Annotated in this window: 21 protein-coding genes and 1 pseudogene; 16 read left to right on the plus strand and 6 right to left on the minus strand. The window is 69.6% G+C overall.

Translation table 11 applies throughout. The features are described from left to right. The first annotated feature begins 300 nt into the window (after nucleotides 1-300). The 4 genes from HYE82_RS05210 (at nucleotide 301) to HYE82_RS39205 (ending at nucleotide 5,247) form a co-directional block, all read left to right on the plus strand. Nucleotides 301-1,719: a cytochrome P450 gene (locus HYE82_RS05210; RefSeq protein ID WP_179172730.1), complete on the plus strand. Its 1,419-nt coding sequence runs from the start codon at nucleotides 301-303 to the stop codon at nucleotides 1,717-1,719. A gap of 327 nt (nucleotides 1,720-2,046) precedes the next feature. Beyond that, complete coding sequence (locus tag HYE82_RS05215; RefSeq protein ID WP_179172731.1) at nucleotides 2,047-3,165, plus strand: selina-4(15),7(11)-diene synthase; 1,119 nt, start codon at nucleotides 2,047-2,049, stop codon at nucleotides 3,163-3,165. 35 nt (nucleotides 3,166-3,200) lie between these two features. Continuing rightward, nucleotides 3,201-4,529 carry a cytochrome P450 gene (locus tag HYE82_RS05220; RefSeq protein WP_309144205.1) on the plus strand — a complete coding sequence of 443 codons (1,329 nt, stop codon included), beginning with the start codon at nucleotides 3,201-3,203 and terminating at the stop codon, nucleotides 4,527-4,529. 97 nt (nucleotides 4,530-4,626) lie between these two features. Beyond that, nucleotides 4,627-5,247: a DUF4097 family beta strand repeat-containing protein gene (locus HYE82_RS39205; protein ID WP_179172732.1), complete on the plus strand. Its 621-nt coding sequence runs from the start codon at nucleotides 4,627-4,629 to the stop codon at nucleotides 5,245-5,247. A 232-nt stretch (nucleotides 5,248-5,479) separates the two neighbouring features. On the opposite strand, the gene HYE82_RS05230 is transcribed toward HYE82_RS39205, so the two are convergent. Next, nucleotides 5,480-5,854, minus strand: a complete 375-nt coding sequence (locus tag HYE82_RS05230; protein ID WP_179172733.1) for a VOC family protein — start codon at nucleotides 5,852-5,854, stop codon at nucleotides 5,480-5,482. A gap of 76 nt (nucleotides 5,855-5,930) precedes the next feature. On the opposite strand from HYE82_RS05230, the gene HYE82_RS05235 reads away from it, so the two are divergent. Continuing rightward, the gene (locus HYE82_RS05235; RefSeq protein ID WP_179172734.1) at nucleotides 5,931-6,392 is read left to right on the plus strand and encodes a MarR family winged helix-turn-helix transcriptional regulator; all 462 of its coding nucleotides are present in this window, start codon (nucleotides 5,931-5,933) and stop codon (nucleotides 6,390-6,392) included. Between the two features lie 177 nt (nucleotides 6,393-6,569). On the opposite strand, the gene HYE82_RS05240 is transcribed toward HYE82_RS05235, so the two are convergent. Together HYE82_RS05240 and HYE82_RS05245 are read right to left on the minus strand one after the other, a co-directional pair. Next, on the minus strand, nucleotides 6,570-7,556 hold the full coding sequence (locus HYE82_RS05240) for an aldo/keto reductase (protein WP_179172735.1): 987 nt from the start codon (nucleotides 7,554-7,556) through the stop codon (nucleotides 6,570-6,572). Between the two features lie 341 nt (nucleotides 7,557-7,897). Further along, entirely contained in the window at nucleotides 7,898-8,215 is a 318-nt protein-coding gene (locus tag HYE82_RS05245; RefSeq protein ID WP_179172736.1) for a hypothetical protein, read from the minus strand. Nucleotides 8,216-8,641: 426 nt separating this feature from the next. Between HYE82_RS05245 and HYE82_RS05250 the strand changes: the two genes are divergently transcribed. Continuing rightward, the gene (locus HYE82_RS05250) at nucleotides 8,642-9,400 is read left to right on the plus strand and encodes a hypothetical protein (protein ID WP_179172737.1); all 759 of its coding nucleotides are present in this window, start codon (nucleotides 8,642-8,644) and stop codon (nucleotides 9,398-9,400) included. A 92-nt stretch (nucleotides 9,401-9,492) separates the two neighbouring features. Here the strand turns inward: HYE82_RS05250 and HYE82_RS05255 are convergent. Next, nucleotides 9,493-10,114 (minus strand): annotated as a pseudogene (locus HYE82_RS05255) (IS5 family transposase); the annotation flags it as partial. A 167-nt stretch (nucleotides 10,115-10,281) separates the two neighbouring features. Next, entirely contained in the window at nucleotides 10,282-11,100 is an 819-nt protein-coding gene (locus tag HYE82_RS37715) for a transposase (RefSeq protein ID WP_256986942.1), read from the minus strand. Here HYE82_RS37715 and HYE82_RS37720 point away from each other — a divergent pair. Both HYE82_RS37720 and HYE82_RS05270 read left to right on the plus strand, forming a co-directional pair. Next, nucleotides 11,050-11,286, plus strand: a complete 237-nt coding sequence (locus HYE82_RS37720; RefSeq protein WP_256986943.1) for a hypothetical protein — start codon at nucleotides 11,050-11,052, stop codon at nucleotides 11,284-11,286. The genes HYE82_RS37715 and HYE82_RS37720 overlap by 51 nt on opposite strands. Nucleotides 11,287-12,613: 1,327 nt before the next feature. Then, a complete protein-coding gene (locus tag HYE82_RS05270; RefSeq protein ID WP_179172739.1) occupies nucleotides 12,614-13,756 on the plus strand; it encodes a hypothetical protein in 1,143 nt (380 codons plus the stop codon). Nucleotides 13,757-13,827: 71 nt separating this feature from the next. Here the strand turns inward: HYE82_RS05270 and HYE82_RS05275 are convergent, their stop codons facing one another. After that, entirely contained in the window at nucleotides 13,828-14,883 is a 1,056-nt protein-coding gene (locus tag HYE82_RS05275; RefSeq protein WP_179172740.1) for a C40 family peptidase, read from the minus strand. A gap of 389 nt (nucleotides 14,884-15,272) precedes the next feature. Here HYE82_RS05275 and HYE82_RS05280 point away from each other — a divergent pair, with 389 nt between their 5' ends. Genes HYE82_RS05280 through HYE82_RS05315 form a run of 8 tightly spaced genes read left to right on the plus strand, consistent with a single transcriptional unit; the run spans nucleotide 15,273 to nucleotide 23,642 of the window. Next, a complete protein-coding gene (locus HYE82_RS05280; RefSeq protein WP_179172741.1) occupies nucleotides 15,273-15,746 on the plus strand; it encodes a hypothetical protein in 474 nt (157 codons plus the stop codon). After that, a complete protein-coding gene (locus HYE82_RS05285; RefSeq protein ID WP_256986933.1) occupies nucleotides 15,743-16,036 on the plus strand; it encodes a hypothetical protein in 294 nt (97 codons plus the stop codon). Before HYE82_RS05280 ends, HYE82_RS05285 begins: the two co-directional genes overlap by 4 nt. A gap of 1 nt (nucleotide 16,037) precedes the next feature. Next, nucleotides 16,038-16,835: a hypothetical protein gene (locus HYE82_RS05290; RefSeq protein ID WP_179172742.1), complete on the plus strand. Its 798-nt coding sequence runs from the start codon at nucleotides 16,038-16,040 to the stop codon at nucleotides 16,833-16,835. Next, nucleotides 16,808-18,283, plus strand: coding sequence for a hypothetical protein (locus tag HYE82_RS05295; protein WP_179172743.1), 1,476 nt, complete (start codon nucleotides 16,808-16,810; stop codon nucleotides 18,281-18,283). Before HYE82_RS05290 ends, HYE82_RS05295 begins: the two co-directional genes overlap by 28 nt. Next, on the plus strand, nucleotides 18,280-19,731 hold the full coding sequence (locus HYE82_RS05300) for an SCO6880 family protein (protein ID WP_309144201.1): 1,452 nt from the start codon (nucleotides 18,280-18,282) through the stop codon (nucleotides 19,729-19,731). The genes HYE82_RS05295 and HYE82_RS05300 overlap by 4 nt, the downstream gene beginning before the upstream one ends. Before the next feature lie 2 nt (nucleotides 19,732-19,733). After that, a complete protein-coding gene (locus HYE82_RS05305; RefSeq protein ID WP_218782272.1) occupies nucleotides 19,734-21,329 on the plus strand; it encodes an ATP-binding protein in 1,596 nt (531 codons plus the stop codon). Then, a complete protein-coding gene (locus tag HYE82_RS05310; protein ID WP_179172744.1) occupies nucleotides 21,329-23,065 on the plus strand; it encodes a type IV secretory system conjugative DNA transfer family protein in 1,737 nt (578 codons plus the stop codon). The genes HYE82_RS05305 and HYE82_RS05310 overlap by 1 nt, the downstream gene beginning before the upstream one ends. Further along, nucleotides 23,058-23,642: a DUF4913 domain-containing protein gene (locus tag HYE82_RS05315; RefSeq protein ID WP_309144202.1), complete on the plus strand. Its 585-nt coding sequence runs from the start codon at nucleotides 23,058-23,060 to the stop codon at nucleotides 23,640-23,642. The genes HYE82_RS05310 and HYE82_RS05315 overlap by 8 nt, the downstream gene beginning before the upstream one ends. Nucleotides 23,643-23,655: the final 13 nt, after the last annotated feature.

The raw sequence follows: 23,655 nt of genomic DNA on the forward strand, positions 1-23,655 counted from the left end.
CTTCGGCCGGCCAGCCCCCGCCCTGCTGGGGCTTTCAGGGGGGCGGCAGGGCTGCGGCTGGCCGGCCGAAGTGTTCGAGCGCATCGGCAAGTCCGCGCAGACGCCGACTGGTTGGCGGACCGATGTCTGAGATCGCCACTGTGCGTGGCTGAAATTGTCCACCGATATGCTGCGTCGGGCTCCGGATCTTGTACAACTGCCGTGGTGTGGTTGTCGGACCAGCGCCAGTGACACGATGAGCGCGAAGCCGGTGCGCGTTCAGGCGTCCTCATCTCATTCAGCCGTGGCTTCGGAGGCCCTGTGAGTACCCTGCGTCCAGAACACCCCAGCGACGGTGACGGTCGTGTGCCGCCTCCGGGCTGTCCTGCACATGCGCGTGGTGCCTCCGACCTGCCCCGCTTGTACGGCCCTGAGGCACTGCAGGACCCGGCCGCCTTCTACGAGCGCCTGCGCGCCCGGTACGGGCCCGTCGCGCCGGTGCTTCTGCACGGTGATCTTCCCGCGTGGCTGGTGCTGGGGCATCGCGAGAACCTCGAAGTGATGCGCAAGTCGTCCAGCTTCTCCCGCGACTCGCGCCGCTGGCCCCCCTTCCAGGAGGGACGGGTCGCCCCGGACTCTCCCTTGAACCCGCTGATCGGCTGGCAGCCGATCTGCGTCTTCGCGGACGGCGCGGAGCACGAGCGGCTGCGTGGTGCCGTCACGGACAGCATGGCCCAGGTCGACCGGCGGGGAATCCGCCGGTATGTGGTGCGGCACACCAAGCAGCTGGTGGAGGCGTTCGCCCTGTCCGGCCAGGCGGACCTGGTCGTTCAGTACGCCGAGAAGCTGCCGATGCTCGTCATGTGTCAGATCATGGGCATGCCGGACCGGTACGGGCCCCACCTGGTGAGCGCCTGCCTCGACCTGATGAAGGGCAGCCCGACGGCATTCGCGAGCAACGAGTTCCTGGTGGACACGCTGCGCGAGCTGGTCCGGCAGAAGCGGGTGGCCCCCGGCCGTGACTTCGCGAGCTGGCTGATCGGACACAGCTCCCAGCTCACCGACGACGAGGTCCTGGAGCACCTGCGGCTCGTCCTGGTCGCGGCCAACGAGACCACCGTCAACCTGATCGCGAATACGCTCCGCATGGTGCTCACCGACCCGCGGTTCCGAGCCAACCTCGCAGGGGGTCACATGACCCTGCCGGACGCCCTGGAGCAGGTCCTGTGGGACGCCCCGCCCCTGTCGGTCGTCCCCGGGCGCTGGGCGACAGGCGACACCGTCCTGGGCGATCAGCAGATCCGGCAGGGAGACCTGCTGCTCCTCGGGCTGGCGGCCGGCAACGTCGACCCGGAGATCCGCTCGGACCTGACCGTCCCGGTGCACGGGAACCGGTCTCACCTGGCCTTCAGCAGCGGCCCGCACGAGTGCCCCGGGCGGGACATCGGCAGGGCCATTGCGGAGGCCGGCATCGACACACTCCTGTCGGAGCTGCCGGGCCTCGAACTGCGGGCTCCGGCAGAGGAACTCAGCCAGAGCACGTCGTGGGTGTCCACCCGAGTCGACTCGCTGCCCGTGCGGTTCCCGCCCCGGCGGGTGTCCGTCAGGTACAGCACGGAGCCCGAGACCGCAGTGGGCCCGTCGGTTCCGGCTTTCGCCCCTGACGCGCGGCTGCACACGCCACGCCCAACCGGGGCAGCCCGTCGGCCCTGGTGGAAGTCGCTGCTGAAGGGCCGCTAGCGCCGCCGGCGCCGCCTGCTCCGGCGCTCGTGCCGGCGAGACCTGTTATCGCGTGACGGCTGTCGGCGAGGCCGAGTTGGGCTCGCCCGGCAGCCGTGCGTCGGCGTTGCGCCGATCGTCCAAAGGCCGGTCGGTTGGCCGAACCACGGACTTGGACTCGCCAAGACTTGCCATGTACACGCCCTATTGGACGAGCCGGTTTCGCTGGGTACGATGCGCCGGGATGATGATCACTCGTGCACGGCGCCAGGCTTGACTGGAGGCCTCACCGACGCCAGCTGCGCGCAGGCCGGTAGCGCGTCGCACGACGGCTGAAAGGCATTACGAGTGAGGCATGAGCCCGGGCTCATAGTCCCCCCGATCTACACCCCTATCCCGCCGGCCATTCACCCGCGATACGCGGCCGTCGAAGCGCACACCACTGCGTGGGCGGAAGCCTTCCAGGTGGGATCCGACGAGCTGCGCGCGCGTCTCCTGCGCCACAGCATCGGCACCTTCGCCGCCCGCATCCTGCCCGAAGGGCAGGAGCCGGTCGTGTCGCTCCTGGCCGACTTCGTCCTGTGGCTGTTCGCCGTCGACGACGGCTTTTGCGAGGAAGGCGCACTGGGGCGAAGACCAGGAGAGCTGGCGGCCGTGCTGCACCGCCTTCTGCGAGTGGCGCAGAATCCGGAAGCACCCATGCTCCTCGACGACCCCCTCGCCGATGGACTGCGCGACCTTACGCGCCGGGTCTCCCGCCACGGCACTGCCGTCCAGGCTGCAGCATGGTGCAACGCCCTGCGCGAGTACTTCTTCTCCGTCGTGTGGGAGGCCTCCCACCGCCGCGAGGGAACAGTCCCTTGTCTGAACGACTACACGCTGATGCGTCTGTACGACGGCGCGACGACGGTCGTGTACCCGCTCCTCGAAATGGGGCACGGCTACGAGCTGCCGACGCACGAGCGAGACCAGCCGTACGTCCGAGCGGCAACCGAAATGGCCTCCTTCATCATCACCTGGGACAACGACATCTTCTCCCACCACAAGGAGAGCCGGGGCGACGGCTACTACCTCAACGTCCTGCGCGTGCTGCAGGAGGAGCGGGGCCTGACGCCCGAACAGGCGCTGGACACGGCGATCAACCAACGCGACCGAGTGATGTGCCTTTTCATGGGCCTGCAGGAGAGCGTGGTCGGCCAGGCCAGCCCGCAACTGCGCCAGTACTTCCAGGGCATTGGAAGTTTCATTCGGGGTTCACAGGACTGGGGTGTGTCCTCGCAGCGCTACACCACCCCTGAAGACCCCGCCAGCCTGCCCACCCACTTCCGGCCGACCCCCGTCGTCGACAGCTGCGAGCCCCTGGAGATCCCCGCCGTCTCCTGGTGGTGGGGCCTGCTCCCCGAACCGCTGCGGCGGAGGCCGAGCCCCCGCATGCCGATGACCGCCCTGCTTGCACCCACCCCGTGAAGAAAGGATTCACCGTGCCCCTAGGGCTGGAATCGATCCCGTCTGCCCCCGGGCGGTTGCCGCTGCTCGGTCACGCCTGGAATCTGGGACGTCAGCCTCTCGCGTTCCTGCGGTCGCTCCGCGAAGTCGGAGACCTGGTCCGCGTGGACCTGGGCGGCATGCCGATGTATGTCGTCACCAGCGCGGACCTCGTCCGCGACGTCACGGTCGGCCAGGCGCGCGCCTTCGAGAAGGGCCGCCTGTACGACCGTGTACGGCCGCTGGTCGGCAACGGCTTGGCCACGGCCGGAGGCGACGTCCACCGCCGGCATCGCAGGCTGATCCAACCGATGTTCCACCAGTCGTGCATTGCCGGCTACGCCGAGACGATGAGCAGCCGGGCCCGCGCACTGGCCGACTCCTGGACCGCAGGGCAGACGGTCGCGGTCGAGCAGGTGATGGGCGAGCTGGCGGTCGAAATCCTGGCGGCGACCATGTTCTCGACCGACATCGGCAGGCCGGCGGTCGAGGCAGTGCGCCGGGACCTGCCCGTGATCTTGAAGAACATGCTGATCCGGGCGGCTTCCCCCAAGGTGCTCGACCGCCTCCCGATTCCGCCGAACCGCGCGTTCGACGCCGCGGCCCGCAGCATGCGCAAGGTGATCGACGACGTGATCGCCGGCACCCGGCGTTCGGGCCAGCCGCACCAAGGCGACCTGCTGTCGGTCCTGCTCGATGCCCGGGACGCCGATACGGGCGAGGCCCTCACCGACGAGGAGGTCCGCGACGAGCTCGTGACGATCCTCTTCGCCGGCACCGAGACCACGGCGTCGACCCTCGCCTGGTCGTTTCATGAGATCGCCCGCCATCCCGAGGTCGAGAAGCAGCTGATGGCGGAGGTCGACGACGTCCTGGAAGGCCGGCCGGCGACCATCGAGGACGTGCCGCGGCTGGTCGGGATCCGCCGCGTGCTGGACGAGGTGATCCGCCTCCACGGCGTCACGCTGCTGATGCGCCGCACCACCGAGGAGGTGGAACTGGGCGGATTCACCCTCCCCGCGGGCACAGAGGTCGCGTTCAGCCTCTACGCCCTGCACCGCGACCCGGCACTGTATGCGGAGCCGGACCGGTTCGACCCGGACCGATGGCTGCCCGAGCGACGCAAGGAGATACCCCGCGAGGCGTTCGTACCGTTCGGGTCCGGCAACCGCCGGTGCATCGGTGACGGGTTCGCATGGACGGAGGCCACCATCGTGCTGGCGACGGTCCTGGCCCGGTGGCAGCTCCGCCCGGTTCCTGGGCACAGCCCGAGGGAAGCAGCTTCGGCGATGGCTCACCCGGATCACGTGCCGATGGAAGTCCTCCCCCGCGGGACCGCCCGCTGAGGCTCCTGCCCGCGCCCTGCCTCCCTGGCTGAAGCAGGCCGTGGCCCATGAGTGCGGTGGGCTTGGTCGGCGTCAAGAACGCCGACCAAGCCCAGCCGTGTGCCCTCCCCAGACGGGCGAGCAGTCGTACGAGGTCACGGAGAAGGCCGCCTCCCTGCACGTCGAGAACTACGCCGGCGGCATAGAGGTCGTCCCGGGTACCGGCGACGTCGTCAAGGTGACCGAGAAGTACGAGTACAGCGACGGGCAGCCCCCGACCGTGCACTCGGTCAAGGGCGGCGAGCTGGTGCTGAAGAACCCCGGCTGCGGCTCCGACGCCGACCAGTGCGCGGTGGAGTACCGCGTGGAGGTCCCCGCGGCGACGGCCACCCACCTCACTGTCGGTGGCGGCGAGACAAGCGTCCGCGGCCTGACGGGCACCACGTACGCCAAGTCCGACGGCGGTTCCGTGCGGATCACGGACTCCTCCGCGAAGGCGGTGACCGCCAAGGTCGACGGCGGGGACGTCTCGGTGCACTTCGCCGCGGCGCCCGACACGGTGGACGCGGGCACCGAAGGCGGTGACTCCACCGCCCGCCTGCCGGAAGGCGTCTACGACGTGCAGGCCGATACCGAGGGCGGCAACCGCAAGGTGAGCGTCAAGACCGACTCCGGTTGCCGGCACAAGATCAAGGCGCACACCGGCGGAGGCGACGTCACCGTCGAGCCGGCGGACTGAGGCCCGGCGGTACCCGACGGCCGAGGCGGAGGAGCCCACCGCGGGCGGAACGTGTTTACGTTCCGCCCGCGGTGGGCTCATCAGGCCGCGCCTCCGTCGCCGGACACCGGCTGCGGCGCTCGGCGGCCTCGGGTGGCCGGTGCGTGCGGTACCGCCCGCCGACGCCCTCGGAGCTGGGGCCGCGGCCCCAGCGGTGGGCCGCAGCCGCGGCCCTGTCGAACGACGGGTGCGGTCAGGCGCCGTGGACGGTCAGCACGTAGCCCTCGGGACCGGCGAAGGAGAACACGGGGCCGAAGGGGCTGTCGGCGAGCGCAGAGACGACCTCGACGCCGTCGGCAACGAGGCGGTCGTGCAGGGCCTGCGCGTCAGGGGTGCCGAACCAGAGGGCTACTCCGAGGCCCGCCCGCCCGGCGTCCATATCGGTGCCGGGCAGCGGCTCGCGGACGGCGAACGGGATCGGCTTGGTGTCGAAGACGACGGCACCGGGAGGCGAGGCCGGGGTGCGGCGCAGGCCGAGGTGCTTCTCGCAGAAGGCGGCGGCGGCCTCGACGTCGCGGACCTGCAGGGCGACGAAGTCGGGACCGTCGATGCCGACGGGCGTGGTCATGGTTCTCCTCAGGTGATGTCAGGACATTGACATGCCTGAAGGTACGACCACCCCGCAGTGATGTCAAAATGCTGACATGGAGAACGCTCGACCCCCGGAACCACCGCACCCCGCCAAGGACGTCACCGACCACATCGGATACCGGCTCAAACGCGCGCAGGCCGCCTTGCGCACCGCCATGGACAGAGCGCTCCGGGAGCATGATCTGACCGTCCCCCAGTACTCCTGCCTGGAATCCCTCGCCCTGCACCCGGGCCTGTCCAACGCCGAACTCGCCCGCGCCACCTTCGTCACCCGACAGTCCATGAACGTGGTGCTGCGCACCCTCCAGGACGCGGGCCTGACCACACGGCCCGACACCGTCGACCACGGCCGGGCCCGCCCCGCCCGCCTCACCGACGAAGGCCGCCGCCGGCTGCGCGCAGCTCAGGAATCCGTCTACGCCATCGAGGCGCGCATGGTCCGAGCCGTCCCCGACGAACGCCTCGCCGACCTCCTGGAGAACCTCGACCGCTTGGCGCAGGCCCTCGACGCCTGAGGCGGCCGGGGCCGGGCCGGACGGTCGGTGCCGCCACGGCGGGACGCGGCAGGGCGGTCCGCGGTCTTGGAGGGGGACGGCCCGGGCGGCGGGCGCGAGCAAGGCGACGGGTATCTGCCGGGGTCGGATGGGCGGTTGGCGGACCGGGGGCGTCCCCCGACCGCCGGTGCGGGCGGTTCAGCTGTTGACGAAGGTGAGGCTGGTCGCGTCGTAGCGGGTGCCCGCGACCTGCTCCGGCGGGGCGGCGGCCTCGATGGCGGCGAGGTCCTCAGGGGACAGCTCGACGGCAAGGGCCGCGAGGTTCTCCTCCAGGTAGCGCTGCCGCCGGGTGCCGGGGATCGGCACCACGTCGTCGCCCCGGTGCTGCACCCAGGCCAGGGCGAGCTGGCCGGCGGTGACTCCCTTCGCCGCAGCCAGGTCGTTCAGCTTCGCCACGATCGCCAGGTTTCGTTCGAGGTTGCCGTCGGCGAAGCGCGGCTGGCTGCGCCGCACGTCGCTTTCGGCCAGCCCTTCGACCGAGCGGTACCGGCCGGTCAGGAAACCGCGCCCGAGCGGGGAGAACGGGACCATGCCGATGCCCAGTTCGCGGCAGACCGGGGCGATCTCCGACTCCAGGTCGCGGGTCCACAGCGACCACTCGCTCTGCAGGGCGGTGATCGGGTGCACTGCGTGCGCCCGCCGGACGGTGCGCGCGCCGGCTTCGGACAGTCCGAGGTGGCGGACTTTCCCGGCTCGCACCAGCTCGGCCATGGCGCCGACGGTCTCCTCGATCGGCACCTGCGGATCGACCCGGTGCTGGTAGTAGAGGTCGATGTGGTCGACTTGGAGCCGGCGCAACGACGCCTCGCACGCCTGCCGGACGTAGGCGGCGTCACCGCGGACCCGGGTGGGCTCCCCCAGACGGTTGGCGAAGCCGAACTTCGTCGCCAGGACCACCTCGTCGCGGCGCCCGGCGACGGCCCGTCCGATCAGCTCCTCGTTGTGCCCGGCGCCGTAGAAGTCGGCGGTGTCGAGGAAGGTCACCCCGAGGTCGAGAGCATGCCGCAGTGTCGCGATCGACTGCGCGTCATCCGTGGCTCCGTAGCCGTGGCTCATGCCCATGCACCCCAGGCCCTGCGCGGAGACCGCCAGACTGCCCAGATGCCGGGTGGGAACGTCGGTCATGGTGCTGCCTCCTGAGCTCGGAATCGTCTGCTCAGGACGCTAATTCTTGGAGCGCGCTCCATGTCAACCGCGCGGTGGCAGCGATCGCGCAGGAGTTGGCCCTCCGTCACCCGCTGTCGCCGCAAACGCCGTGCTCTCCGCGCGAGCGGAGGTGTCCCGACTCCTGGCCCCGCATGATGTTGCTGAGGGTGGGGCTCTCCCCGCGATCGTCGCGTACCGTGAGGCAGCGCCCACCCGGCAGGCGTACACGGCCATCGCTGATGTGGTGGAGCGGCAGGCCCGGGAGATGCGGGAGCCCGGCCAGGTGGAGGCCAGACCCTTTCGCAGGCGCCGCAGTCGGTTCAGGAGTATCGGTCGGGGAGATGGGCGAGGAACACGCCGATGGCTTCGTTGATGTCAGGAAGCCCGCTGGCGACCTCGTGGACCACGGGACTGGAGACGGAGACCCGCCAGAACTCATCCTTGCGTTTCAGGAAACCGGGACGGCGGTAGGCGGCCACGCGCAGGTACCCGACAGGCAGTCCGCGGTCGTCGGGAGCGTACTTGGCTCCGTCATCCCAGTACACGTCGAAGGTGACCTCGCTTGGCCACTCGTCGCCTCCCCGCTCGTGGAGGGACAGTTTGCGGTGTTCCAATGCCGTCCTGAGGCGTGGTTCCATGGCGTCCAAATAGCCCATCGTGGCTCCAGTCGAAGGCGACAACACAAGCGCTGCGATCCGTGCCCATCCGCGGCACCAAGCGTATTCCCCACCACTTGATCAGTGGACGCCTTCACGGAATTCACCCGGTCGCCGCTGCGATGCGGATCGACGCAGGGCGGCGGTCCGAGTGAACGCCGTCGGCCGTTGACCTGCGAGCTGGGGTACAGAAACGGCACTGAGCTTGTTCTTCATGGTCCGACGTGGTCACGGTCGGCGATGCTCTCGGGCCGTCTGACCGCTTTGCCCACGTCGTAGCGGGTGGCGGGGTACCGGTTCCGGACGAGCGCCACCTCCTGCTGGAGAACACCGGGGGGTGTCCGGCGGGGGACGACCAGCCTGCGTACGCCGCCATCGGGCCAGCGGCCGCCACCGTACGATCGGCGGGTGACCAGACGACCGGCTCCGCCTCCCCCGTCCGTGTGCCTCGACGTGCCCGACGGGCACGGCGTCATCGAGGTCATCGGTGACGACGGTGGCAGCTTGCTCCTGCTCGGGGGCGATCCGGCGGTCCTGGAAGCCAACGACGGCTGCGGCAGCGTGGGTTGGCTGGCGGCCCGCGCGGGTACGGGCGGCCCCGGGCTCGCCGAGGTCAAGTACCTCACCGAGTGGCTCAGCGCCCCCGGCCTCGTGCCGGATCCACGTACCGGTCGGGCCGAGCCACCGGATCCGGAGTGCCTGCGCCCGCTGCTGTCACTGCTCGCCCCCGGCCGGTACGTGATGACGGCCGCACTCGCTCCGCACCCCCTGCGGGTAGTGCACCCGCGTGCCCGCCAGGTTCAGAGCTGGTACTCCGACGAGGAGCTCGCCCTGGTGACCACCGATACGTGGCCGCCCCGCGACCACAGGGCGGTGCGCGGCTACGGCGACCGCATCCGTGCCGGGGGCACCCTGCCGGCCCTGGTCGCGCTGTTCCCCACGGCCGGGAGCTGCGTCGGCTATCTCCTCGACGGGCACCACAAGCTCGCCGCGTACGAACGGGCGGGGACACCACCGATGGTCATCAGGCTGACCCCGCAAGAGCCCCGCCCCTTCCGGCGCCACGACCTCGACCGTGCTCGGGCGGCATTCTCCGACGGCGCGGCCCGTCGGCCGGGCGACGCGCTGAGCAGGGTCTTCGCCTACATGCGCGAGGAATCCGTCTGAGGCTCCGCAAGCAGGTCAATCGAACGGTGTAACGAAGGTCGCGTTTCATCCTGCTGTTTCATCCCGGATTGCTGGGTTGAGCATGGTTCATGACCGCGCCATGTGGGGGTGGATTCGGCGGTGAGTCTGCGGGGCATGACGTTGATCACCGCGAGGTGGATCATTGCTTCGGAGCGGTGCGGGCGGGCTCCGTAGTCCCGGGCCAGGCGGCGGTGGTTCATGAGCCAGCCCAGCGTTCTCTCGACCGTCCAACGGCGGCGCAGGACGGCGAATCCCCTGGTGGTGAGGTCGCGGCGGACAATGCGCATGTCGATGCCGAGGGTGGCGGCGTGTTCCACGAGGTGCCGGCGGTAGCGTCCGTCGACCCAGGGCTTGCGGAGGGTGGGATGCTCGGCGGCGACCCGTTCGATGAGGGTCTGGCAGGCGGTCCAGTCCTGCACGCTGGCCGCGGTCACCAGGACCTGGAGGAGGAGACCGACGGTATCGATGACGATGCTCCGCTTCCGGTCTACGATCTTCTTCCCGGCATCGATGCCCTGCGCGACAGCTGGAACGTTGGTGGACGTCTTGATGCTCTGGGAGTCGATGACACGGCGGTGGTTTCTTCTTACCGGCGTTCTGCCTGCGGACTTGGCGCCGCAGGAGCGTGTTGAGCTGGTCGAAGACGCCTTCTGCCTGCCAGCCGGCGAAGTAGGCGTAGACGGTGTTCCAGTGCGTTCTATGGAATCCGACCTCTCAACTGGCGCCGAAGATCCGCTCTGGTCGATAGTGTTGGCCGGTTGGGCCGAAGACAGGGAGACTCAGGTGCTGTGGACATGGGGATCTCAGGTTTCAAGCCGTCCTTCCTGGTCGGCGTCGACGCGATTCGGGAGGCGCACGGATCACGCCTGGCGGCGCTGACCGGTAGGCGGCTGACGGGGTTCGCACTGGTGCGGTTTGCCGAGGACGGGGACTGGTTCGCCGAATGCCCGGTGGTGCTGGACTTCGACGGTATCCAGGTGGAGGTTTGCCACTGGAAGCTCGACGAACTCTCGATCGGCTGGGACACGGTCGACACTGCGGTGACCATTGCCGGCTGGGAGTGGTTCGAGCTCACGCCGCAGTGGTCTCACAGCGATGAACGCCTGGAGCCGTTTGTCGGCCAGGAACTGCGTGAGGTCGCGCTGCTTGAGTGGCGGCAAGCGGAACGTGACCTGGCGGCTGGAACGGTGGCGGTGGAGTTCGTCCTCGCCGGCGGCTGTCTGCGGATCGTCAATGGCCTCGACGAGAACCGCGTCGAGGTCGGTGCGGCCCAGCCGGACTACGTCCGACACACGCTGGGCCGCTGAGTACAGGTGCAGCGAGACCCCTGCCTGGCAGTTGGTGACCTTGCCTGCGGTGCCGGTGTACTGCCGCGTCACGCATGCCGAGGCATCGCCGTCTTTGAGGAACCCGGTGTCGTCGATGACCAGCGCGGTCGGCTTGATCGCCGCCTGCATCATCCACGCGAGCCGGGCCCGCACGTGGGCAGGATCCCACGGGCTGGAGGTGATGAAGTGGGCCAGGGCCTGCCGGTTTCCGTCCTCCCCAAGCCGGGCGGCCATCGGCTCGACCGACTTGCGTCCGCCGTCCGTCAGCAGCCCACGCAGGTAGACCGACCCCCACCGACGCTGATCCGCCCGCGCGAACGACTCGAACACCTCCGCCGCGAAATCCTCCAGGTGGCCGCCACGGTCGTGATCCACGAGACCCGCGGACAGGTTCCGGGCAGCACGGCATCGGCACGGCGGCCCGAGCAGCGGCGCATGCCGCTCGGCGCGGATGGCTCGCTCGGCGTCGCCGAGTACGTCATCGTTGCCCACTCCGAGCCGCCTCAGATCATCCTCACCCGCGTCCAGCTGTACTGACCGGCACCGACCCCGGGCCCGGCGAGAACCCTCTCGTCGGGCCCGTTGCGTGCGGCGTTCGGCCCGCCGGCAGGGGAGAACACCCCATGACTCACCTCTTAAGAGGTGAGTCATGGGGTGAGGTTGCAACCCTCGGTCTGCCGACCGATCCGTTGCGCGCCGGGTGCTCGAGGAGCGTCGGCCCGGCGGATGGGCGGGCCTCCGGTCGTATGGTCGGCCGACGCGCCTCGTGCACCCTCCGTGCGATCTCGGTCGACGGGTGAGCTCGCGGCCGGGGAGCGCCCACCGTGCGTAATCCTCCGTGGCCGGCCGCGTCGGCGGCTGCGGGTGCTACGGGGCGGGCAAAAGCGGCTGGCGGCGGAGGGGTGCCCAGGTGGCTGTCCGGTACACCGGATTTTGAGGTTGAGTGGGCGCGGACCGTACCCCCGCCGTCGCTGCTGCGGACCGTGAGGCGACCGCGCCGTCCGGCGCGTGGCTGAGGGGGAGCGGGCTGCTGCCGCGATGTGGCTGGGCCCGGCATCGCTCTCCAGCGCTGCGGGCATCGTCGTGGCCGGACGTTCGGCATCGAGGTGTGAAGTCGCGCGCGAAAGCACTGCCCCGGCAGGCCGAGCAGCGGGTCAGGCTCGTGCGCTGTATCGCGAGTCCACACAGGTGCTGTCGCAGTCGGTTGCCGCCGTCGGCCGCAATGATGCGGCGGCCGCGCTTGGTTTTCTGATCGCCTTGGTGCAGGCCGTGGAGGCGTCGCGGCGATGGCATCAGGCACAGGAGCACCGAGCTCAGGCTGAAGCCTCCGGGCGAGCCGGTCGTCTGCTGCGTGAGGCGGTCGAGGTTACCGTGGGCGCGAGCGCTGCCCGGGAGTATCGGCCCCGACCAAAGCGCACCGCAGCACGATCGAGTGCGGGTCCGCGAGTGGCAGCCGCCCCGGGCGAGCGGCCCATGGCGGGCGTGGTTCAGCAGGCTCTGCCCCAGCATGCGAGAGCTGTCCTGCCGGACCCGGCGTGGCCCGCCCTACGCTCGCGGCTGGTAGAGGTCGAGCGATCCGGAGAAGATCCCGCCGATGTGCTGGAAACGATCGCGGCGAGGAGGGAGTTGTCTTCAGCAGAGTCGATCGCTGAGGTGCTTACATGGCGCCTGGACGGATGGCGAAGGCAGCGCGGTACGGCCGCGGAGGCTTCCGCCACGAGCATGTCGTCGACCGTTGGGGGCGGCACGGGGAGAAGCGCCGCACCCACCCATAAGGCGGCGGCACCTGCACCGAAGCGCAGGCCGCCTGGCGACGAGCAGCGCAAGGGCCCGAGGCGGGCCCGCTAATGAGGGGAGTGCAGCTATGGCAACACCCGTGGAGGGGGATCCGTTCGCCGAGGCGGTGGGCGAGGCGGTGCAGACTGCCGTCATGTCGGTGCGGCTGATCACGGCCATCGCTGATGCTGTGCGTCGGCATCAGCAGCGGCAGAAGAGGGGAGCGGAAGAGGAGCTGCCGCCCGCCGACGAAGCGAAGGACGAAGCGAAGAAAGAGCTCAAGGATCTGTTGCCCGTGGACATTTCGGGGGCCTTGATGGCCAGCGCGGACTGGCCGCAGCTCGCGCAGCAGCTCATGGCGCTCAAGCGGGCGGGCGTGGACCTGGAGCAGCTGATGCCGCGGATCGGCGAGATCGCGGTGACCGTGCGCGACGGCGTTGCCGGGAACGAAGCGCGGGTCGCCCGTGAAGGCACGGGGGAGTGGGAGAAGATGCTCCGCGAGACGCTGCCGGCGGGCCCGGTGCGGGAGGCGATCCTGTCCTCGCCGACGTGGCCCGACATCGCGGCGACGATGGCGCGTCTGGACGAGCGCGGCATCGACGTGCGGAAGATTCTCGCCTCCGCGCACGATGAGGGTGTCGGCGTCGATCAGGCGGTCGCGAAGGTCCTGGCGGCCGGGGAGGCGCCGACGACGAGCCGGGACGCGCTCTTGGCGTACGGGCCGATGACGAAGGACCTTGATCTGCCGAAGGATCTCGACCTGTCGCATCGAGAGCGGGCCTTGCGTCAGCTGTCGATCGGGCCGAGGGAGAACGAGCACTTCGTGCGGATGGTGAGGGAGGCGATGCCCGGCCGGGACCGTGAGGTCGACTTGATGGTCGCTGCGAAGCACTGGCCTCTCGTCGCTGCGCGGATCGCCAAGATGGATGACGCGGGCCTGCCGGTGAGGGAGCATTTGGCCGGGCTGATGAAGGACACCTCGTGGCAGGAGGCGCGAGGGTCACAGCTTGGCTCGCGGCTGATCCAGGCAGCTACTCATGTCCTGAGTCATCCGCCGGGTGAAGCACCGCCGATGGGTCGGCCGAAGGTCAGCACGTCGGCCGCGCGGTCGCAGTCGTCGACGGTGGGCCCTTCTAAGGCTCAGGCGGCCAAGCAGTCGGCGCCTGATGCGTCCGCGGTGGCTACGGACCGCCCGGGGCTGCGCCCGCCGTCGCGGGGTAGGGGCCGATAGTCGGCAGTCGAACGGCGTGTGCCGCACCACCGTGGTTCGGGGGTGCGGCATGCGCCGTTCGTGTGGGTGGGTCAGGGGCGGGTTGCGCCGAGGTAGTCCCGCTCCGGCATGGCGGAGGCGAGGGGGACGATCTCCACGACCTTGCCCGTGCGGGGGGCGTGGAGGACGTTGCCGTCGCCGGCGTACATCCCGACGTGGTAGATGAAGCCGCCCTTGATCCAGAACAGCAGATCGCCGGGCTGGAGCTCGTTGCGGGAAACGGCGTGGTGGGAGGTGGCGCCGTACTGCTCTGCGGCGGTCCGCGGCAGCTTGGTCGTGGGCCAGTAGGCGTACTGCACCAGCGAGGAGCAGTCGTAGCCGACGGTGATCGTCGCGTTGCAGCCACCGTTGAGGTAGCCGTTGACGCCGTCGCAGAACCCGGTCGTGGGGCCGCTGGGGGTGCCACCGCCGTAGGAGTACGGGGTGCCCAGTCGGGTTGCCGCTCTGCGCAGTGCATCGGGGCCTGCACCCGTGCCGGAGACCTGTAGAGCGCCCGGTCCTTCGAACCGGTGCATCTCGGCGAGGATGCTCTGGACGTATCCGTGGGTCTCGCCGCCTGAGAACGACTGCGGCGGTACCCCGCCGTAGCGTTCGACGGCGCCCCAGCCGGCGTTGTACCCGGCCAGGGCGAGGGCGCGCGGGTCGCCTCCGTACCCGGACCGTTTGGCCTGCCCCAGCAGTGAGCACATCATCCTGCCCTGGGCGGTGACGGCGTCGCCGATGTCCCAGGGGGAGTTCCGGCCGTTGCCGTCGGCGTCCACGCCCCAGGTCGCCCAGGTGCCCGGTATGAACTGGGCCGGGCCCTGTGCGCCGGCCCATGAGGTGGCCTCGGCCTGGCTGGTCTTGAACTTCGACTCGGTCCAGAGTTGGGAGGCCAGCAGGGCCGGGGTCATCTCGGGCTCTGCGCAGGCGGAGTCCGCCTTCAGGATCCACTCGCGGAACTCGGCGGGGACTCCCTGGAGGCCCCCGCCCCCGTCGGAGGCGATGGTCTTCGCCTTGCTGTCGACGAGCAGCACCGTCATCAGGCTTGCGGCTGCCAGGAAGGCAAGCGCCAAGACGGTGGCGAGGGCTCCCATCAGCGTCTTCATTTGTCCCCCCTCGATGGTTGTTCCCGTGATTCGTCGTGTCCGGTCGTGCGCGGTACTAGATCACGTCGTCCGGGCCGAGTGCCTCTTGATTGGCGTGCTGGCGTGGGCGCGGCCGTGCCGTGAGGTAACGGTCTCTGCTTTGCAGAGCATGCTTTTCGGCCACTGCTTCCGCTGTTTTCTCCATGGCGCCGTTGGAGTTTCGCTGGAGCTTGGCTGAATTTCTTCGGTGTTCCCCCCGAGTCGGAGCAGGTGTTGGCTTGCAGCGGCAGGTGATCTCTGTCCCGAGTCGAGGCATAATCGCACGTCAGACTGACAGTAGGTCACGCTAGCCTCTGTAGTCCCACGGGCCCAGGCTCTGCTAGGCCGTGCATTCATGGGGGAGTTGAGCAGTGATCAGCCATGCGCAGACGTCTGCCAGAGACGGCGCAGCGTTGAAGTACGCGTGCATTCCGGTGCACTGCTTCGGGATTGCAGTCGCCACTGTCGCCGCGATGCTCGACGACGACTGCGGTGGTGAGCGGGCCCGGCTTCTGGCGCCAGGAGACTCCGTGCCTTACGGCGCCGAGCCGGTTCTTTTGGCGGAGACCACCGTCTACGGCGCGACGCACGTGGAGGAGCTGCTGAAGCGCTGGGGCCCCCTGCCGAAGCCGTGGCTGGTGCTGGTCTCGGACGCTCCGGTCCGCCCGGCGGCTGACGCGCGGTACCTGGTGCGTGCGCTCGAAGGCCGCCTGGCCGGGGTGGCGCGCGTGCCGTACCTGCCGGTGCTGCGAGCCGTTGCAGGCCCGGAAGAGGCGCTGGAGCTGAAGGACGTTCGCTCCGCGGCGGAGAGGCTGCGGCGCACGATGGAAGGAACCGCACGATGAGCATGACCATGGAGTTCTTCACGCTGGCCGACGGCCTCATACCGCAGTCGAAGCCGACCCCGATTAACGGGATGAGCGAACCCGTCTCCAAGATTTTCGGCTACGGCCTGTGGCTGCTGATCCTCGCAGGGGTCGGAGGGACCGGGTTCGGTGTCTACAAGCTCGCGGTCTCGGACAAGTCGCGGTCCGGCGGTGGCTCGGAGCCGTTCAAGTGGATGGGCGGCGGGGTCGCAACGATCCTGCTGGCCGGTTCACTGATCACCATCCTCAACGGCATCGCAGGAGGCTGACATGTCACGTACCAGGGGGACCTGGAACACCAAGGGCACGTGGATCGCCGGAGTGGCGCTCGCAGCTGTTCTCGCGCTTACCGGCTACTCGCTGCTGTCCGGAGACGGCGGTGGTGAGGACGCGCCGACGAAGGGAGGAACCAGCCCAAGCGCGTCCGGCCCCGCCAGCCCGCTGCCGACGTATGCACAGCCGAAGGACTGGACGGAGCCGCTGCGCTGGAGTGCGCTGCCGCGTGGGGAACGCACAGACGAGCGCGGCAGCCAGGTGGGCTTTCCGCACACGCCCGAGGGCGCGGTTGGTATGGCGGCAACCGCCAACCGCAGCACCATCGGAGCGGGTAGGACTACCGTCGATGAGCAGCTGCGGATCTACTACTCGTACCTCAGCAAGGCTGACCAGTCCTCGCGGGCGGCGCAGCAAGTAGAGCTTGCCGCTGGAGAGACCGACAAGAACCTCGCCCAGGAAGCGGGCGTTCAGCCGGGCCAGCCGCTGCCGCCGGGTGCGTACGTGCGTAACCACGTTGTCGGATACAAGATCATCAAGTCGGCGTCTGATGAGGTCTCCGTGTGGCTTCTTGCGCGCGTGGTGCAGAAGACGGGCGAGATGGCGCAGGAGACCAGCTCGTACACCAGGACTCCGGTCGGAGTGCAGTGGCAGGACGGTGACTGGCGACTGACGATGGCTGCCACTGAGCGAGCGCAGCAGGCAACTCAGGGCCAGGAACCGCCGGCGATGGCCGCTCCTGGCGATGCCGTCTTCAACTCGGCTGGATGGACGGCGATCCGGGAGGCGTCATGAGAGGTCGCCTGACGGCCCTGCTGCTCGTCCTGGTCGCGGTGCTCGGCATATCGTTGTCTGCGCCGCAGCCAGCGGCCGCCGACGGACCCATCAGTAAAGGGGCCTCCGCCGCGTGCAAGTTCAGCGGCGCAGGCCTGATGGACACGCTCTACAAGGCGGTCAAGAACGAATCGCTGTGCGACAAGCTCGGCTCCGCGGTAGAGAAGAAGATCAAGCAGGAGTGGGACAACGTCTGGAAGGGTCCCCTCGGCGACATCATCAAGTCCGCCGAAGACGTGGCGAAGTTCATCCTGAAGAAGGTCCTCTCCGTCGCCCTCATGGGCCCGTCGCTGGACCTCAAGGGAACCGGCTTGTGGGGCGGGAAGTCATCGCTGTCCGGCATGCTCGTATGGCTGGGGCTGGTGATTGCCGCGGCCGGGGTGATGTGGCAGCTCGGCAAGATGGCGCTGACAGGTCAGGCCAAGCATGCCGGCAGGGCGATGCTTGGCTGGGTGGAGAACATGGTGCTGTCGATCATCGGCGTATCGCTTTTCGCGACCCTGCTGACGATCGGAGACGCCTTCAGCACCGGCCTGGTCAACGGTGTCTTCGAGAATGACGACCAGGCTTTCGAGCGGATCATTGCCGTGATGATCCCGAAGGGCATCGGCAACCCCGTCCTCATGCTGGGCGTGGTCCAGCTGCTGGTGATTGTCGGTTTTGTTCAGCTGATCATGGTGTTCCTGCGACAGAGTGCCATTCCCATCATCTGCCTGCTCCTGCCGGTGGCTGGCGGAGGGCGGGCAGGCGGGGATGTCACCCGCCAGTGGGCGCCCAAGCTAATCACGAGCGGGCTCGTCATCGTGGCCTACAAGCCGATGCTGGCCTTGATCATGTGTGTCGGATTTGCCGAGTTCGGTCATTCCGAGACGCTGGCGGAGTGGCTGCGGGGCTGCGCCACCCTCATCCTTGCGATCCTCGCGCCCGGCCCGCTGAGCAAGGTCTTTGCGCCGTTCGGCGCGGCGGTCGGCGGCGGGATGGCCGCTGGCGGCATGGGCCGCGCTCTGGGGGCGGCCGCGGACTTCTTCGGCCGCAAGTACGGCGGTGATGGTGGCAGCGGTGGCCACAAGCCGACCTCCCCCATGGACCACGCGCAGTACGTGGAGCGACAGATGGGCAAGCAGGGGGGCGAAGGACAGAACGGCGGGCGGGGCGGCGACGCCCAGGCCCAGGCAGCTCGGAACAACGCGCAGGGGAATGTGCCCGCCCAGGCAGGCCCACAAGGCGCGCCCGGAGCCCCAGGTAACTCCGGCCAAGCCCCGGGCACGGCAGGCACTGGCACCGCCGGCACCGCGACTGTTGCGGGCCCGGCTGGTGCGGCGGTGGCCGCCGGTATCCAGGTCCTGGACGGTGTCAACAACACGATCCAGGGCGCTGGTGGACAGATGGGCGGAGGTACCCAGCAGTGAGTGCACACGAGGTTCCCAAGACCTTGATGGTGCAGGGCTTCCGCGTCCGTCGGAGCTTTGGTCTCGGAGGGCTTTCCAAGGGAGCGACGATCACCGCCGCCATGGTGCTGCTGGCCGATGGGCTGATCGCCATGCAGTCCGCGGCCACCCTCTTTGTCACTCTGCCGGTGACGCTTCTGGTGCTTGGTCTGGCCGCTGCCCGCCGTCACGGCATGTCGGCGCTGGCCTACTACTGGGCGAAGCTGTCCTGGACGCGGGCGTCCCGGATCGAGGCCACTGCCTACCGGCGGCTGCTGCTGCCGCACCCGTACGCGCTCGACCTGCCCGGGGTGGGTGCCTCCTCCACCCTGATCAAGGCGCACGACCCGACGACGGGCAAGAGCGTCGGCGTGGTGCACGACCGGGCGACGGGATACATGACGATCAGCACGCTGCTCGCCCCCGGCGGCAGCCTGATGGCTCCCACCGGGGCCGTGCAGAGCAGCCTGCGTACCTGGTCGTCCGTGCTGGAGGCGATGAGCACGGACGAGCAGGTCAAGGGCGCCAGCGTCACCATTCAGATCACGCCGGGCGCCGGCGAGGCCCTGGGCGACGACGTCAGGGCCCGCCAGGACCCCGCTGCCCCGGAACTCGCGAAGCAGATTGTGGCCGAGCTCGTGCGCACCACCCCGCACGCCACCGCCTCGGTGGCTCCGTGGATGTCGGTCACGGTCGATCCCAACGCCTCCGTCAACCCGCCGACCGATCTGGCCGAGCAGGTCGCGGAGGCCCTGAAGGTCGTCGACAGCCTGGACCTCTCCGGCACCGGCACCGACATCGAGCGCCGGGCCACCGACGTCGACCTGCGGCGCCTGGTGCGCAGCGCGTACGACCCGACCGTCTTCAACGCCCGCGACGCGGAGTTCGAGGACCTGTCGTGGTCGGAGTGCGGGCCGCAGGCCGCCGACGACGGTTGGGAGGAGTACGCGCACGACGCAGGCGTGTCCGTTTCGTGGGTGCTGCGTGAGATGCCGCGCCGCCCCATCCCGTACAGCGTGCTCCTGCCACTGCTGGCCCCGGGGCGCTTCCAGCGGCGGATCACCCTGGCCTACCGCGTTCTCGACCCGCACGAGGGCGAGGCCGTGTTGGAGCGGGAGATCAGCCATGCCTACCAGCGCGAGCAGGCGACCGCCGAGGTCAAGGGGCGGGCGAAGTGGTCCCAGCGGGCCGACTCCCGCCGGGCCGAGGAGGCCGCCGCGCAGGTCGCCGGCGGCGCGCAGGTCGTCGACTGGACGCTGATGGTGACCGTCACCGCCCGCAACACTGCCGATCTTGCCGCCGCCCGCCAGGAGCTGGAGCGCGCGGTGAAGGCCACGCGCGGCATCCGCATGCGTCCGGCGTTCGGAGCCCAGTCCGCGGTATTCGCGGCTGGCCTCCCGCTGGGCTACAACCCGCTGGTGAAGGACTGACGTTGGCACGCAAGCCGAAGCCGCCGGCGGTGACCACGCCCAAGCGCGTGGTCCGCACGGTCGAGCAGGGCCCGACCCGCGAGGAGCGGCGGGCGGAGAAGAAGCTGAGGGCCCGGTTCGCGCCCAGGCTGGGCTGGGGCGGCCGCTTCGGCGGCCGCGTCCCGGTCGAGGACGCGGGCACCGTCTATACCGGCCCCTCCACCCAGGTCGGCGGGCTCTACCCGTTCCTCCTCGGGAGCGGGCTGCCGCCGCGCGGCGTGCCGGTCGGACGGGACGTGCTGACCGGGGAGCTGGTGTGTATCGACCCGTCCGGGTGGACCGGCAAGCTGACCACCAACCCCGGTGTGTGGGTGATGTCCCAGCCCGGGGCGGGAAAGAGCGCGCTGGTCAAGCGGGTGTGCCTGGTCTACTCGGCGTACGGGCACATGGTCTGCGTCCCCGGCGACGTCAAGGGCGAGTACAGCGGCCTGATCGGCGAGCTCGGCGGATCCGTCGTTCGGATCGGTGACGGCATCGGCCGTATCAACCCTCTGGACTCCGGGCCGCTCAAGGGCCGTGTGGCGTCGCTGCCGGTCGAGCGGCGCCAGGCACTGCTCGACGTCCTCAACGGCCGGCGGCTGGAAACGCTGGTCGCGCTGCTGTCCACCAAGCACGGGCTGGGCAGGACGCCCGACGAGGTCGAGCGCAGCGCGCTGGACACGGCCGTCCACGTCGCTTCCGACGCCCAGGAGCCGGGCAGCGACCCGATCGTCGCGGACGTCGTGCAGGTGTTGCGCGCGGCGCCGGAGGAGCTGCGCACCAAGCTCGCTGCCGAGGGCGACCGGTACCGGGACCTGACCCGGTCGGTCATCGCCGGGCTCGACAATCTGATCGGTGGCCCGCTGCGCGGGCTCTTCGACGGGCCCACCACCACGCCCTTGGACATCAACGCACCCGCGGTCTCCGTCGACATCAGCGCCCTGCGGGCGCGCGGCAACGACGTCGTCAGCGCGGGCATGATCGCCACGTGGGCATACACCTACAGTTCGATCGACTCGGCACGCTCGATCGGCCTGATGGACCGCAAGCTCGTTCTGCCCATGGACGAGATGTGGCGGGCCTTGCGGTCCGGCCCGGGCCTGGTCGACGCCATGGACGCCATCAGCCGCCTGAACCGCACCACGGACGACGTCACGATCTACGTGACGCACTCTCTGCTCGACGTGGAGGCGCTGCCGACCGAGCAGGACCGGGCCAAGGCGCGCGGCTTGATGGACCGCTGCGACACGTGGGTGATCGGCGCGTCCTCCGAGGAGGAACTGCGGCGCGTGACCGGCAAGCGGAGCCTGACCGAGCAGGAGCGCATGATGATCAGCTCATGGTCGTCGGCGACCTCCACGGGCCTGGACATCGACCCCACCGTGCTCACCGACGGGGACGACGTCCGGCCGGTCGAGGAGGAAGGCACCCGCCACCCGGGCCGCGGAAAGTACCTGATCAAGATAGGCACTCGGCCGGGGATCGCGGCGGCCTTGGAGTTGACCGGGACCGAGAAGCGCCTCTACCGCACGGACACCAACACGCGCCGGGCGACAACGACCACTGGGGGTGGCGCCTGATGATGACGGAGAACGACCGCGCTTGGCTCTTCGGAGGCATCCTGTTCGGCGGGGTGGTGACGCTGTCTGCGTCCTCCTGGGCGGGGGCGGCGGCCGGCGCCGTACTGACCGGCGGGGAGGTGGCGCCCGCGTCCCCGCTGACCGTCTACCGGATGGCCAACGACTGGACGGCAGTGTGGCCGGACTCGCCGATCGCCTCGGGCGTCGGCGCTTCCCTGCTGGACGTGGCCATCGTTGCCCTGGTCGTCTGGGGGCTGCGGGTCTCCTTCCGCTGGTTCCGCAACCCGTCCAGCCTGGCCACCCTGCATCAGGTCCGCAACCTCACCCCCCAACACGCGGCGCGCACCGCCACCCGCCTGCGGCTCTCCCTGAGGGACCGCAAGCCGAAGCAGGTCGAGCCGCGGGATCGCGGGGTCCTGCTGGGCGATCACATGCCGTCCGGTGTCGAGCTGCGAGGTTCGGACGAAGACACCTACATTGCGGTGATGGCTCCCCGGGCAGGCAAGTCCACCGCGCTGGCCATCCCCGTGGCGGAGGAGGCCCCCGCGGCCCTGCTGATGACCTCCAACAAGGCCGACGTCTTCGCCGCGACCCGGATTTCCCGCCGCCGGCTCGGTGAGACCTGGACCATGGACACCCAAGGCGTGGCCCGGGCCGAGCGCGAGATGTGGTGGGACATGATCGCCCAGGCGGAAACCCTGGAGGGCGCCGAACGCCTCGCCTCCCACTTCGTCAACCAGATCACGTCCGAGCAGGCAGACCCCTTCTGGAGCCAGGCGGCCGCAGACCTCCTCGTCGGTCTCTTCCGCGCGGCCTACCACGACGGCGGAACCGCCCGCGACGTCATGAAGTGGCTCAGCGACCCCAAGGAGAAGGCGCCGCTGCGCGTGCTCTACCAGCACGAGCCCGTGCTCGCGGAGCAGGTCGACTCGTCGGTCAACATCGCTGAGGAAACCCAGTCCGGCATCTACCAGAACGCCCGCACCGCCATGAGCGCCCTGCGTGACGAGAAGGTCCTCGCATGGGTCACCCCGGACCAGCACCGGCCGCGCTTCGACCCCGAGCACTTCGCCACCAGCAAGGACACGCTGTACCTGTTGAGCAAGAAGGGCGGGCCGTCGAGCGCGATCGTGGCCGCACTCGCCGACGCGGTCTTCACCGCCGGCGCCGAGGCGGGCGAGCGCCACGGCGGCCGCCTGCCCGAGCCGATGCGCGCCGTCCTGGACGAAGCCGCCAACATCTGCAAGATCGCCGACCTCCCCGACCTCTACAGCCACCTCGGCTCCCGCGGGATCACCCCGTTCGTGATCCTCCAGAGCTACCGGCAGGGCGTGAAGGCATGGGGGGAGGTCGGCATGGACTCGATGTGGTCGGCCGCCACCAAAAAGATCATCGGTGTCGGTATCGACGACGCCAAGTTCGCACAGGACATCAGCACCCTCATCGGCGCGCACTACGTCGACCGCGGCTCGTACTCCAAGAGCAAGGACGGCTACAGCCGCAGCGTCTCCGAACAACGCGAGCAAGTCCTCGACCCCGCCGAGATCCGCGCCATGAAAAAGGGCAGCGCCCTGCTGATGGCCACCGGCATGCCCGTCGCCCAACTCGCCCTGCGGCCCTGGTACGAGGAGGAGTCCATGGCCCACCTCGGCGCGCAGATGGCCGCCGAAGAGCTCTCCATCACCAAGCGGGCCGTCGCCGAGCACGAAGCACGAAAGGCGGCGCGCCGTGCCTGAACCTGAATTCGAGGTACCCGTCGGGCTCTTCCAGGATATGGAGGACCTGAAGGCCCAGATTGCCGCCCTGAAGGCCCAGGTCACGGCGCTGAGTGAGGGCGCCAGCGGCGACGTGGGCGAGGCCTCGGCGGACGACGACGCGGACGTCGGCGACGAGCCCGAGGAAGACGCTGAAGCCGAGGACGACGAGTGGCAGTTCCCGCCCTTCATCCTGCTGCTCGACCCGCCGCAGTACGACGACGAACTGCGCGCCCTGATCGAGTGGGTGGAGGGTGTCCTCGTCCCTGGCTACCTGGGCGAGCCGTCCGCCGACGCCCGCTGGTGCCACCTGTGGTTCGAGCACCCCGTCGCCATCGCCCGCCTGCACGCCTTGTGGCTGGCTTGGCAGGAGCTGACCGACCCGGCCACCTGCGGTTACACCGGGCCCAGTGCCTGGCACCGCGACCACCTCGACCCCTGCCTGCGTGAGTTGCGGGCCTCCAATGGCCCGTTCGCAGGCTGTACCAAGGGCGAGCACCAGGTCGACCACCGCATGCCCGGCACCGTCCCCAGCGCCTGGAACCGCGCCGAGGCCTGAGAGCCCCTGCCCC

The sequence above is a fragment of the Streptomyces sp. BR123 genome, assembly GCF_013401435.1.
GTDB lineage: Bacteria > Actinomycetota > Actinomycetes > Streptomycetales > Streptomycetaceae > Streptomyces.